Annotated in this window: 13 protein-coding genes; 2 read left to right on the top strand and 11 right to left on the bottom strand. The window is 64.5% G+C overall.

What is annotated here, in order from left to right; translation table 11 throughout:
• Window positions 1-52: 52 nt before the first annotated feature.
• From ABIA40_RS11275 to pxpB, 3 genes are read right to left on the bottom strand one after another with little or no spacing between them, the layout of a single operon-like run.
• Window positions 53-823, bottom strand: a complete 771-nt coding sequence (locus tag ABIA40_RS11275; RefSeq protein WP_404541041.1) for a LamB/YcsF family protein — start codon at window positions 821-823, stop codon at window positions 53-55.
• Window positions 820-1,893 carry a biotin-dependent carboxyltransferase family protein gene (locus ABIA40_RS11280; RefSeq protein ID WP_404541043.1) on the bottom strand — a complete coding sequence of 358 codons (1,074 nt, stop codon included), beginning with the start codon at window positions 1,891-1,893 and terminating at the stop codon, window positions 820-822. The genes ABIA40_RS11275 and ABIA40_RS11280 overlap by 4 nt, the downstream gene beginning before the upstream one ends.
• Window positions 1,890-2,621 carry a 5-oxoprolinase subunit PxpB gene (gene pxpB, locus ABIA40_RS11285; RefSeq protein WP_404541045.1) on the bottom strand — a complete coding sequence of 244 codons (732 nt, stop codon included), beginning with the start codon at window positions 2,619-2,621 and terminating at the stop codon, window positions 1,890-1,892. Before pxpB ends, ABIA40_RS11280 begins: the two co-directional genes overlap by 4 nt.
• Before the next feature lie 257 nt (window positions 2,622-2,878).
• Between pxpB and ABIA40_RS11290 the strand changes: the two genes are divergently transcribed.
• Window positions 2,879-3,577, top strand: a complete 699-nt coding sequence (locus ABIA40_RS11290; protein WP_036012452.1) for a ribonuclease activity regulator RraA — start codon at window positions 2,879-2,881, stop codon at window positions 3,575-3,577.
• Window positions 3,578-3,599: 22 nt separating this feature from the next.
• Window positions 3,600-4,004, top strand: coding sequence for a cupin domain-containing protein (locus ABIA40_RS11295; RefSeq protein WP_157287590.1), 405 nt, complete (start codon window positions 3,600-3,602; stop codon window positions 4,002-4,004).
• A 139-nt stretch (window positions 4,005-4,143) separates the two neighbouring features.
• Here the strand turns inward: ABIA40_RS11295 and ABIA40_RS11300 are convergent, their stop codons facing one another.
• From ABIA40_RS11300 to ABIA40_RS11335, 8 genes are all read right to left on the bottom strand, one after another.
• A complete protein-coding gene (locus ABIA40_RS11300) occupies window positions 4,144-4,500 on the bottom strand; it encodes a hypothetical protein (RefSeq protein ID WP_128261629.1) in 357 nt (118 codons plus the stop codon).
• Window positions 4,501-4,679: 179 nt separating this feature from the next.
• The gene (locus ABIA40_RS11305) at window positions 4,680-5,531 is read right to left on the bottom strand and encodes a DUF2147 domain-containing protein (protein WP_404541048.1); all 852 of its coding nucleotides are present in this window, start codon (window positions 5,529-5,531) and stop codon (window positions 4,680-4,682) included.
• A gap of 371 nt (window positions 5,532-5,902) precedes the next feature.
• Complete coding sequence (locus tag ABIA40_RS11310) at window positions 5,903-6,412, bottom strand: hypothetical protein (RefSeq protein ID WP_275509916.1); 510 nt, start codon at window positions 6,410-6,412, stop codon at window positions 5,903-5,905.
• 169 nt (window positions 6,413-6,581) lie between these two features.
• A complete protein-coding gene (locus ABIA40_RS11315; RefSeq protein ID WP_404541050.1) occupies window positions 6,582-7,571 on the bottom strand; it encodes a hydroxyacid dehydrogenase in 990 nt (329 codons plus the stop codon).
• Between the two features lie 37 nt (window positions 7,572-7,608).
• A complete protein-coding gene (locus ABIA40_RS11320) occupies window positions 7,609-8,709 on the bottom strand; it encodes an ABC transporter ATP-binding protein (RefSeq protein ID WP_404541052.1) in 1,101 nt (366 codons plus the stop codon).
• A 20-nt stretch (window positions 8,710-8,729) separates the two neighbouring features.
• Window positions 8,730-9,641: a carbohydrate ABC transporter permease gene (locus ABIA40_RS11325; RefSeq protein WP_271542278.1), complete on the bottom strand. Its 912-nt coding sequence runs from the start codon at window positions 9,639-9,641 to the stop codon at window positions 8,730-8,732.
• On the bottom strand, window positions 9,641-10,579 hold the full coding sequence (locus tag ABIA40_RS11330) for a carbohydrate ABC transporter permease (protein ID WP_271542276.1): 939 nt from the start codon (window positions 10,577-10,579) through the stop codon (window positions 9,641-9,643). The genes ABIA40_RS11325 and ABIA40_RS11330 overlap by 1 nt, the downstream gene beginning before the upstream one ends.
• A gap of 143 nt (window positions 10,580-10,722) precedes the next feature.
• Entirely contained in the window at window positions 10,723-12,063 is a 1,341-nt protein-coding gene (locus ABIA40_RS11335; RefSeq protein WP_271542274.1) for an ABC transporter substrate-binding protein, read from the bottom strand.
• Between the last annotated feature and the right edge of the window lie 254 nt (window positions 12,064-12,317).

Genomic DNA, 12,317 nt, shown 5'->3' on the forward strand with positions numbered 1-12,317 from the left:
CAGAAGAGGTGGATTACGCTTCGCTAATCCACCCTACGACACCGAACCCTGCTCACGCTCCGCGCTTGAACGGCGCCACATCGATCCCCGCACCTTTCAACGCCTGCCGCACGCCGCGCGCGATCTCGACCGCGCCGGGCGTGTCGCCATGGATGCAGACCGTATCCGTACGCATCTTGATGACCTTGCCCGTGACGGACACCACCGCGCCGTCCTGCACCATGCGCACCACGCGCTCGGCGATCGCCTTGGCATCGTGCAGCACCGCGCCGGGCTTCTTGCGCGAGACGAGGTTGCCGTCATCCTCATAGGCCCGGTCGGCGAACACCTCGTGCACCATCGGCAGGTTGGCCTCTTCGCCGGCCTTCACCAGCTTCGAATTGGCGAGCACGACGAAGATCAGGCTGGGATCCACCGCCTTGATGCCGGCAGCGATCGCCTTCGCCGTCATGTCGTCCTCGCAGGCGACGTTGGAGAGCGCGCCGTGCGCCTTCACATGGGTGACCTTGTGGCCGGCCGCAGTCGCGATCGCCTGCAACGCGCCGATCTGGTAGGCGACGAGGTTCTCGATCTCGGAGGCCTTGAGCCCTGCGATCGGATGCCGGCCGAAGCCGTGCAGGTCGCGATAGCCGGGATGCGCGCCGACCGAGACGCCGCGCGCCTTCGCAAGCTCCACCGTCCGGCGCATGATGTCGGGGTCGCCGGCATGGAAGCCGCAGGCGACGTTGACCGAGCTTGCCAGCTCGATCATCGCGGCGTCGTTGCCCATCTCCCACGCGCCAAAACCTTCGCCGAGGTCGCAATTCAGATCGACTGTTTTCATGGGTTGCTCTCCGCCTCTGGTCTTGTTGTCGCTTCTGGCTCCGCCGTGACCTGCCACGTCCCGGCATCGACCGCGCTGACCGCATAGCCCGCCACGTTAGCATCGCTGAGCGCCTCGATGTTGAGCGCGACGATGTCGGAGGAGCGCAGGCGATCGGGCAGGCTGCGGATCGCTTGCGCGAACTTGCGCGCCTCGTCCTGCGCTTCGGCCATGCTGACCGCCTTGAAGCGGAACGCGGTTCCTGCCGAGGTCTGGGCGAGGCGGCCGATATCGGCCGTGATCACGGTTGCGATCTTCGGATAGCCGCCGGAGGTGCCGCGATCCATCATCAGCGCGATCGGCGCGCCGTTACCGGGCACCTGGATGCTGCCGTTGACCGTGCCGTCGGAGACGATGTTGTGGCCGTGGAGATGCTTGATCGCAGGGCCTTCGAGCCGGTACCCCATGCGGTCCGAGGTCGCCGAGATCTTCCACTCACTATCCAAGAACAGCGCCTTGTTGGCGTCGTCGAATTCGTCGTCCTGAGGCCCTAGCAGCACGCGGATCGGGCCGCTCGCCGGCTTCGGCAGCTCGATGCGCAGCTCCGGTGCGCCGCTCGCGGCATCGACCGTGAATTCGTCGCCGGCCTGGAGCGGGCGCTGGTAGGGGCTGCCGAGGCCGGCGCGGGCGTTCACGGCAAGGCTGCCGAACACGGCCTCGCCCTTGATGGCGCCTTCGATCGCGAGATAGGTGAAGGCGCCGCCGCGGGCAAAGCCGAGCGTCAGCGTCTCGCCATCCTTGAGCGTCACCGAGGTGTCCATCGCGACCGCGCTGCCGGCGATGTCCGCATTGCGCGGCGCGCCCGATATCGCCACGCGCACGGCGCCGTCGCGGGCGGTGAAGGAGGCACCGAACGGGCCGATCTCGATGGCGGCCGCGAACGGCTCGTTGCCGACCAGAGTATTCGCCGCCGCAAGCGACAGCCGGTCCATCGCTCCGCTCACGGTCAAGCCGTAGCGCTGCGCGCCGTGGCGGCCGCCGTCCTGGACCGAGCTGGCAGGGCCGATGCTGGCAACGACGAGCCGGCTCATGCGTCCACCTGCTCAGCGACGATCTCGCCGGCTTCCGCAGCGCGGTCCATGTCCTCGAATGTCTTGTGGTCGATCGGGTAGAACGTGACGCGGTCGCCGGGCTCGGTGAGGAAGGTCGGATTGCGGTGGAGCTGATAGGTTCGCACCGGGGTGCGGCCGAGCAGATGCCAGCCGCTTGGGGCGGCTAGGCACTGGATGCCGGCCTGGACGCCGCCGATCGAGATCGTGCCGGCCGGCGTCAACAGTCGCGGCGATTGCCGCCGCGACATGTGCAGGAATTTGTCGAGGCCGCTGAGATAGGACCAGCCCGGCGTGAAGCCGATCATGGCGACCTTGTAATCGCCGCCCGAATGCCTGATGACGATGTCATCCGGCGTGGTGCCCAACGTCTTGGCGACGTCCTCGAGGTCGATGCCGTGCTCGCCGCCATAGGCGACGGGAACGCGCCAGCGGCGCGCTTTCGTGACCGGCGGCAGCGGCCGGGTGGCGATCGGGAGGATCTTTTCGCCCAGCGCATCGAAGCCGATCTTGCCGGGATCGTAATGGACCAGCAGCGAGCGATAGGTCGGCACGGTTTCGGTGATGCCGTGGATGGGCGCAGCTAGCAGCGCCTTGTCGAGCGCCAGCACGCGCTGGTTGGCATCGTTGTCGATGGTGCGGCTGAACTCGACCGTGACGGCACTGTCGCCACTGGGCAGAAGGCGGGGCGGGGGAAGCGTCGCGGCCATTGAGCTGTCAGAGCGCTGTCGTAATCGGGCTTCTCGGGAACGCGGGCTCGACCTTGAGTTCCGCTTGTCCCTGCTTCGCGTAAATGTGCCCGCAAGTCCAATAAATTAATGCAAGGGGAAGCGATAAAGCCTTGTTATCGCATCGCATAACGGCGCTGCGGCCCTGCGTAATTGCTAGCCTCTTGGCCCTTGACGCAAAGCTCGCGGCTCGCAAGATGCGCGCGTTCTTTCCCGCACCTTGGAGCTCGTTCTCGTCCATGTCGCTGTCCCCCGAAGCCCGCAAGACCCTCGCCGGCATCACCACCGCCACCATCACCACGGTCCTGCTGAAGAAGGGCCTGCGCAATGTGTGGATGCGCGGCGCGCGTCCGTTGCGGCCGGGGCTGCCGCGGCTGGTGGGACCGGCCTTCACGCTGCGCTTCGTGCCGGCGCGCGAGGATCTGGCGACACCGGAATCCTGGTCGTCGCCGATCTCGACCCGCACCGCGATCGAGGCGATGCCGGAGGGCTGCATCGCCGTGGTCGATGCCATGGGCATCACCGATGCCGGCATCTTCGGCGACATCCTTTGCGCGCGCATGGTCAAGCGCGGCGTCACCGCGCTTGTCACCGACGGCGTGGTGCGTGACGTCGAGGGCGTGCTCGGCACCAATTTGCCGGTTTGGTGCGACGGCTATGCCGCGCCGCCGTCGGTTGCAGGCCTCACTTTCGTCGGCTGGGGCGAGCCGATCGGCTGCGGCGGCGTTGCCGTCTTCCCGAACGACATCGTGGTCGCCGACCAGGACGGCTGCGTGCTGATCCCGCAGGCGATGCTCGATCACGTCCTCAATGAGGGCGTCGAGCAGGAGCGAATGGAAGCCTGGATCGTCAACGAGGTGAACAACGGCGCGGTGCTGCCGGGCCTCTATCCCATGAACGCCGAAACCAAGGCGCGCTACGCCGCCAGCAAGAAGTAACGGACAAGGAACGAGGACCCTCATGGACATCACGCTCGCCGGCACGCGGCCGACCCGCCGCGCGCCGAAGGAACACTTCACCGGCACCGTGTGGCAGGACCCCATCAACATGGCCCCTGAGCCTGCACGGCTGAACGTCTCGCGCGTCGCATTCGAGCCCGGCGCGCGCACCAACTGGCATCATCATCCGCTCGGCCAGACGCTTTACGTGATCTCGGGCGTCGGCCGCGTTCAGACCAAGGGCGGCCCGGTCCAGGAAATCCGTCCCGGCGACACCGTCTGGATTCCACCGGGTGAAGTGCACTGGCACGGCGCATCGCCGACCAACGGCATGTGCCACATCGCCATGCAGGAAGCGCTCGACGGCGTCTACTCGACCTGGCTGGAGCCGGTCACTGACGCGGAGTATGGCGCGGCGGTGGGCTGACTCTCGTGTCCCGGACAAGACGCATCGCCCAAGGCGATGCGTCGCCGATCCGGGACCCAGATCTTCGACCCACTGAGAGCACTGGGTCCCGGCTCTGCGCGGCAACGCTTCGCGCTGCCGCTTGTCCGGGACACGGCACCTAAATCTTCTCCGCCGTCCACGTGCCCGTGCACATGGCGCCGCGCCAAGTGCCGGAGCCGGACGCGCCGCTGAGCCGGCCGAAGCCGACGGCACGCTTGATGCCGGTGCTCAGGGTGACCTTGATGTTGCCGGCCTCGACGACGCGCCCCGACGCCGTCACTGCGGCGCTGCTCGATGCGATCTGGCCATTATTGATGCCGATAGAGACAGTCGCGCCGTTGCCGCAGGCCTGGCTTGATGAAGCGATGCGGACGTTCCACGCGCCATCGAACGTGCTTGTCGCAGCGTCGGCCTGTGCGAGCGGGACAGCGATGACGACGGCGGTGGCGAATAGAGCCTTGCGAAACACGTTCATGACACGCCCCTGTGGTTGACCATGCGGGGGGACCGTGACACGTGCGCGGAACCGGCGATGTGAGGGCTGTCACGTGCGCAGGAGGCTGTGTGAGCCTGCGCACGCCGGCACGCCAGGGCGCAAAAGCAAAGGACCCGCATCGCGGGCCCCTTGTCTGCGTAAGAACGATCAGGCGGATCTCAATTCACCCGCGTCCAGGTCTGGCCGCCGCAAAACATTCCGCCGAAGGCGCAGCCCTGCACACGTAGCCGGTCGGTGCCCTTCATGGCGATCGTCGAATCGTAGGTCGAGCCCGAGTTCGGATCGAGGATGCGGCCCGACCATTTCTGGTCCTTGCCCGCCTTCATGTTGATCAGCACCTGCTCGCCGTTCTGGTTGGACTTGCTGTCGACCGAATAGCCGCAGAGGTTGGTGCCGCATTGCTCGATGCGGACCTTGCCTTCCTTCTCCTCGGTGAGCCAGACGCCGACCGGCGAATTGAGGTCGCGCGTCGGCGCGGTTGCAGGTGCAGGCGGCACTGCGGCCGCTTCAACGCGAGCGGGAGCAGGCGCAGGTGGCGGAGGCGGGGCCGGCGGAGCCGCAGCCACGGCCGGGGCGGGCGGCGGGGCCACGGCGGGCGCGGCTTGCTGCTCGACCGGCGCAGGGGCCGGAGGTGGTGCAGGCGGCGGCGCAACGGCCGTTTGGGCCGGCGTATTGGCCGCAGTCGCGGCCGTCGGCGGAGCCGGCGGCGCAGGAGGCGGCGCGACGGCGGCCGCGGGCGCCTGCACGGCTGCGGGCGGCGCAGCAGGAGCGGGGGGTGGGGCCGGAGCAGCCGGCGCTTGCGGATCGACCGTGGCCTGCTGCGGCGCCGTCTCGTTCTTCTTGGCCTTCTTGGGCTTATTCTGGCCTGTGTTGTCGTAGACGCCGGGGATCTGCACCGTGCCGCGGTCCGGATCGATGCGGATGGTGCGCCCGCCATATTCAAACGTGTACTGCGCCTGCGCGGCAGTGCTCGCCAAAAGGAATGCGGCCGTGGCCAACAGCTTCCTCATCTCCGTCTCCTGAACAGGTGGTCCCCGCACCGACGCTTACGCGCCGGCTCGCTTGCAAAAAGTGATCTAGATCACTGTCGTTGCTGTGAGTCGTCTTCCGGCGGTTCCGGGTTCAATAGGCTCGGAGCCGGTCCAAAGTTTGGCGAGGCAAAGCGACAGGAGGACGCGGCCCAGCGCAGGCCGGCAGGCTCGACTCTGTCCAACGACGGGTAATCGCAGATGAGGCGTGGGCCGTGGGGCACGCTTGTCTCCACAGCGTCATGGCCGGGCTGTCCCGGGTATCCACGAATGTGCTCGCAGCACAAAAAAACGTGGATGCCCGGGACAAGCCCGGGCATGACGACGACTACTAGATGTTCAAATGCGAGAGCCTACGCTTCGCCCTTGCGCTCGTAGTCGGCGAGCGAGCTGCGGCCGGCGATCTCGCTGCGCAGCAGCTCGAAGCGCCTGTTCGCCTCATCCTGCTGGGTGTCGACGAAACGCACCGCGGCTTCGCTCGTCATGGGACCGCTGACCACAGGCGCGGACTGCTCGCCGATGGTCTCGTGGACATAGTACTGGCCGTCATCGCCGCGGTGGACCGTCCATTTCAGACGGATCGCGACCATGGGTCCCGGACCGACCTTGCTGTAGCCGTCGGCATCGGTGTGCTCCGGCGCCAGCGGCTGCTCTTCGACCACGGGATGCTCTTCGAGCAATTGATGCTCGTCGATCGCCGGATGCTCGTCCACGATCGGCGGCTCGTCAGACGCGATGTGCTCGCGCTCGCCTGCAACCACGATCTCGGTCTCGGTCTTGCGAATGACGAGGACGGGCTCGGGGTTCTCCAGGATGCTGGCGATGGTGGCCAGTGTCTGGTCGGTCGGGTCGATCTCGTTCAAGGGTCCATCCTCCAGCTCGGCACGCCGGCCAGTCTGTCCCACTGCCGCCGCGCTTCCGCCTCCATTACGCGCGTTTGATTAAGGCTGAGTTGGGGCCCGATCTGCACCAAAATGGGACGCTTTCTGGCCTTCCGAAGGCGGGCGGGGTGAGCCGCCGACCTTCGTGATCTCAGCCCAGCACGTCCTGGTTGATGACGTTTTGCCTGATGGGATCGCCGTCCAGCACGCTCAAAATATTGCGCGCGGTCTGCTCGCTCATGCGGCTCACCGCCTCGACCGTGACGCCGGCGACATGCGGGGCCATGATGACGTTGGGCAGCGCGAACAGCGCGTTGCTGACCGGCGGCGGCTCCACCTCGAACACGTCGATGCCGCCGCCGGCGAGCTTTCCGGACGTCAGTGCGTCATAGAGCGCTGCTTCCTTCACGATGCCGCCGCGCGCGGTGTTGATGAGGTAGGATCTATCCTTCATGCGGCCGATCCTGTCGGCATCGAACAGGCCGACGGTCTCCGGCGTCTTCGGGCAGTGGATGGTGACGAAGTCGGCGTGAGGCAGCGCGGCGTCGAGGTCGGTGACCGGCTCGCATCCGGCCGCCTTGATGTCGGCGGCATCCTTGTAGGGATCGTAGACCTGCACCTTCATCTCGAACGCCAGGCAGCGCTTCGCTGTGCGGCTGCCGATGCGGCCGAAGCCGACGATCAGCACGGTCTTGCCGTAGAGATCGAACGGCAGCATGCCGAGCCGGTCGGCCCAGGTGCCCTCCTTGACGCAGGAATGCAGCTCCTGCGCGCGCTTGGCCAGCGTCAGCATCATGAACAGCGCCGCTTCCGCAACCGAGGGCGAGTTGGCGCTGCCGGCGACCATCAGCGGCACCTTGCGGCGGGAGAGGGCGGGCACGTCGACGGCGTCGTAGCCGACGCCGATGCGGGTTACCACCTTCATGTCACGCGCGGCCTCGAGCTCGGTCTCGCCGAAAGCGGTGGCGCCGAGGGCCACGCCGTGGACGGGGGCATGGCTCTTCAACAAGGCCTCGAAATCCTTCGCCGAGATCAGGTTCGGAAACTCGACGAGCTCGATATCGTCCCGCTGGTTGAGGAGGGCACGTGCCCCTTGCGACAAAGTTTGCGTAACGAAAATCTTCTTCTTATTGGTCGCCATCGCTCCCCTACCTGCTCGCTTTTCTTGGATCGCGGCGTCACAACACGACGCCGGTCTCCTCATTTAGCAGGTGCATGTTGTTGAGGTCCATCGCCAGGCGCATGGGTGCCCCGTCCTTGGCGCCGGCATTGGGATCGACCCGGCCGCAGACCGGCGTGCCCTCGAGCCCGAAATAGACCAGCGTCTCCATCCCCATCGGTTCGGTGACGTCGAGCACGGTGTCGAAGGTCTCGACGCCGGGCGCCAGATGCGCGTGCGACTCGGTAAGATGCTCGGGACGGATGCCGAGCAGCAGCTTGTCGGTGCGCGGCAGCGCGTTGTAGCGCGCGGCGCGGGCCGGCGGCAGCGGGAAGGCGATGCGGTCTGTGAGGCGAAGCTGGAGCGTGCCGCCGACATCCTCGAGCCGGCACGGGATGAAGTTCATCGCGGGCGAGCCGATGAAGCCCGCAACGAAGCGCGTCGCTGGCTTGTGGTAGAGCTCGTTCGGCGTGCCGATCTGCTCGATCTTGCCCTTGTTCATGACAACGACGCGGTCGGCCAGCGTCATCGCCTCGACCTGGTCGTGGGTGACGTAGACCGTCGTGGTGCGCACCTTCTGGTGCACCTTCTTGATCTCGATCCGCATCTGCACGCGGAGCTTGGCGTCGAGATTGGACAGCGGCTCGTCGAACAGGAAGACCTTGGGATTGCGCACGATGGCGCGGCCCATGGCGACGCGCTGGCGCTGGCCGCCGGAGAGCTGCTTCGGCTTGCGGTCGATCAGGTCGGTGATGTCGAGGAGGCGGGCGGCTTCGGTCACCCGCGCCTTGATCTCGGCCTTGGGATAGTGCTTCAGCCGCAGCCCGAACGACATGTTCTCCGCGACCGTCATGTGCGGGTAGAGCGCGTAGTTCTGGAACACCATGGCGATGTCGCGGTCCTTCGGCGGCACGTCGTTGACGATGTCGCCGCCGATCATGATGTCGCCATCGCTGATGTCCTCGAGGCCTGCGATCATGCGCAGCGTGGTCGACTTGCCGCAGCCGGAGGGGCCGACCAGCACGATGAACTCGTGGTCGGCGATGTCGAGGTCGATGCCGCGCACGGCTTCGACATCGTCGTAACGCTTCACCACCTTACGCAAGGAAACGTCGGCCATTTCAGTTCAACCCTCCGCTTTCAACCCTTTGTCGCACCGGCAGTCAGGCCGGCAATGTAGTAGTCCATCAGGAAGGCATAGATGATCAGCGGCGGTGCCGCGCCGAGCAGCGCGCCGGTCATGATCTGTCCCCAATTGAAGACGTCGCCCTTGATCAGCGTGGTGATGATGCCGACGGGCAGAACGAGCTGGTCCGTGGACGTCGTGAACACGAGTGGATAGAGGAATTGCGCCCAGGACACGGTGAAAGCGAAGATGGTCGCGGCGATCAGCCCGGGCAGCGCGACCGGAATGAAGATCCGGGTCAGAGTCTGGAACCAGGACGCTCCATCGATGATGGCGGCCTCGTCGAGTTCTTTTGGGATCGAGGCGAAATAGCCGATCATGATCCAGGTGCAGAACGGGACCGTCAGCGTCGGATAGATGAAGAGCAGCACGTACCAGCGGTTGATGAGCTGGATGCCGGTCCAGTCGCCGAACAGGGCGAACACCTTGAACAGTGGAATGAACAACAGGCTGTCCGGAATGAGGTAGGTCAGGAACACGCCGGTCGCCAGCGTGGCCGAACCCCAGAACCGCATCCGAGCAAGAGCGAACGCCGCGGGCACGCTGATCAGCATCGTGATGGTGACCACGAAAATCGAGACCAGCGCCGAATTCCAGAAGAACCGCAGGAATTGGTTCGACGTCAGCAGGCCGATATAGTTCTCGAGAGTCGGATGAAAGACCCACCACGGATTGGTCGCCGCCGAGATTTCGGCGCTGCTCTTGAGCGAGGTGATCAGCATGTAGATGGGCGGCAGCAGCGAGAAGATGGCAAACAGCGTCAGAAAGAAATACGACCATCTCAGCGCCCATTTGCGGTCGCGGCTCATGCTACCATATTTGACCGAGCGTGTCGGCGCGGCCTTGTCGATCGTGACTGAGCTCATCAGGCTTCATTCCCGCGCTTGTTGACGTCCCGCAGGATGAAGATCGCTGCGATCGCCAGGATTGGCACCATGAATAGGGAGACGCTGGCACCGAGCGGAATGTCGCTTCCCTCGATGCCGATCCTGAACGCCCAGGTGGCGAAGATGTGGGTGTGGTCGAGCGGGCCGCCGGCGGTCAGGATTCGCACGATGTCGAAATTGGCGAAGGTGACGATCAGCGAAAACAGCGTCGTGATCGCGATGATGTTGCGCATCATCGGCAGCGTCACGTACCAGATCCGCTGCCACCAATTGGCGCCATCGATTGCTGCGGCTTCATAGAGCTGGTCGGGCACCGATTTGAGGGCCGCCAGATACATGATCATGAAGAACGGCGCGCCGTACCAGACATTGACCAGAATGACGGAGAAGCGCGCCCAAGCTGCGTCGCCGGTCCACGGGATCGGGCCTATCCCGAAGAACGACAGCGTATAGTTGAACGCACTGTAGGAGGGATCGAACAGCCAGAGCCATGCAAGTGTGCTCATGGCGGGCGGGATCACCCATGGGACCAGCAGCATGCCGCGCCATTTGCGCTGGCCCTTGGCCGGAATGTTGTGGACGAAGTGTGCGACGATGAACCCGATCAGCGCCTTGAAGACCACGGCGGTGATGGCAAAGATGCAGGATTGCTTGACCACCAACCAGAATGTGTCGCGCCTGAACAGGAACTCGAAGTTGCCGAGGCCGACGAATTTCTGCATCGACTTGTTGAGGGTCGCCAGGTGAAGCGAATAGAACGCGGGATAAATCACCAGAAGTGCGATGAGGATGATCAGCGGTAGCGTCATCAGGAACGCCGCGGTCGATCTGCGCTTGAGCGCCTTTTGCAAACCGGAGCGTTTTCGCGCCGGTTGCGTGGCGCCAATCCCGTCCGGCCGCAATGCCACATCCGCCATGATGCATATTCCTCGCGCGGTTCAGTTCAGAGAATTCGATGTCGGCACGTGCGAGAGCCTAGCCGTTCTCGCTTCGTGCCGCGGCGGGAAGGGGCTTCGCCGCGAGACGACCTGCGGCCGCTTGCGGCGACACCCTGTCCGTCTCAGCTCCGCATGAAGCCTTCACACTCGCCTTCGGCCCAGGCGAGAGTCTTCTCCATCGCTTCACCTTGATGATAACGCAAACACATCTTGGTCAGCGTGGCCTGCGCGTAGATTTGCTGTGCGATCTTCGGCGGCGCGGGAGAGGCTGCAATCGACAGCGTCTGATGCTTGTAGGGGTTGGGATAGTGATAGAGCGTACCCTTCGGCGGCCCTTCCTCCTGCCACACCTTCAACGTCGTCAGCTTCTCGTAGGCCGGTAGATCGTAACCGCCGCTTGCGACCACCATCTTTTCGATCGACGCGGGCTTCGAGAGTTGGACCAGGAGGCTCTTCGCCGCGTCCTTGTTCTTCGAGAAATTCCAGATGCTCCAGAAGTACGGCAGGTAGGGGGCAAAACGTCCCTTGGGTCCAGCCGGGAACCCGTGAGTCCAGCATTGCTCCGCAACCTGCGGCGCGTCGCGCCTGGCGACGGCCCAGGCGCTCGGCGGGTTCATGATCATCGCCCCCCTTCCGGAGACCAGCCATTTATTGTTGGACGCGTCATCCCAGGCTGCGGCGTCGGGCGGCAGGAAGCTGATCAGCTTCTTGTAGAATTCGAGTGCCTGACGAACCGCATCGGTCTTGACGGTGAGATTGCCCTTGGCGTCAACGAGCTGGGCGCCGAACGACAGGAAGATCGCGCCCGCTGTATCGACGTTGTCGGTGGTCTCGCCGAGGCCGATGCCGAACGGGACGCCAGCCTTGTGACAGGCTTCGGCAGCCTTCAGGAATGTTTCCAGCGTCCAGTTATCAGCTTTTGGTTCAGAACCGACCGGATACATCGCCTGCACGTCGATGCCAGCATGCTTCTTCATCAGGTCGATGCGGGAGCAGGGACCCTTGATCTGGCTGCCGACGGAGGCCGGAACTCCAAGCCATTTGCTCCCGGCCGTGCCCAGATACTTGGCCGTGCCGTTCACGTCGCCATTCTCGGCGATGATCGGCCCCATGATGTCGCTGACGTTCTCCAATTGGTCGGCATTGGCGTGGGCCCACCACGTCGGCATGGCAAAAATATCATGGCCCGACTTTGCCTGCGCTTCGGCAGCAATGGTGAGCAGGTTCTTGTTGCCCTGGCTGGGGATGTAGTCGATCGTGACTTCGACCTTTTCCTTCGCCGCCCATTCGTTGACGAGCTCGGTCGAGGCCTTGTTGGCGCCTGGCACCCAATGGTCCCAGAAGCCGATCGAGAGCTTGCCGGCGGCGTAAGCGCCCCGGACATAGGGCGCCGAGATCAGCGCCGCGGAGGACATTGCAGTGGCAGCCACAAATTGACGTCGCGTCAGTTTCTTGCGTGACATCTCGTTTCCTCGCTTGGGTGTTGTTGTTGGAGTTTCCTCTGAGACTTCTTTCTTGAACTCTTGTTTCTTGAGTTGTTGTTGGTCGATTTTCTTGTTGGTGCCGTCGGCCTGCGTTTGCAATTCACGCCTGTCGCAGCAAATTGGTAGCGCGATCAGATCATGATTGATCGCGTCTGTCGAGAAAGCCGAAGGACTCTGCGTCTAAAACTAATGGTGTGCCTGGAAACGCCACAACGCGTGTCGAGTCGAAGCGC

Origin of the sequence: Bradyrhizobium sp. USDA 223 (assembly GCF_044909005.1) — a bacterium.
In the GTDB taxonomy this organism is placed as follows: Bacteria; Pseudomonadota; Alphaproteobacteria; order Rhizobiales; family Xanthobacteraceae; genus Bradyrhizobium; species Bradyrhizobium yuanmingense.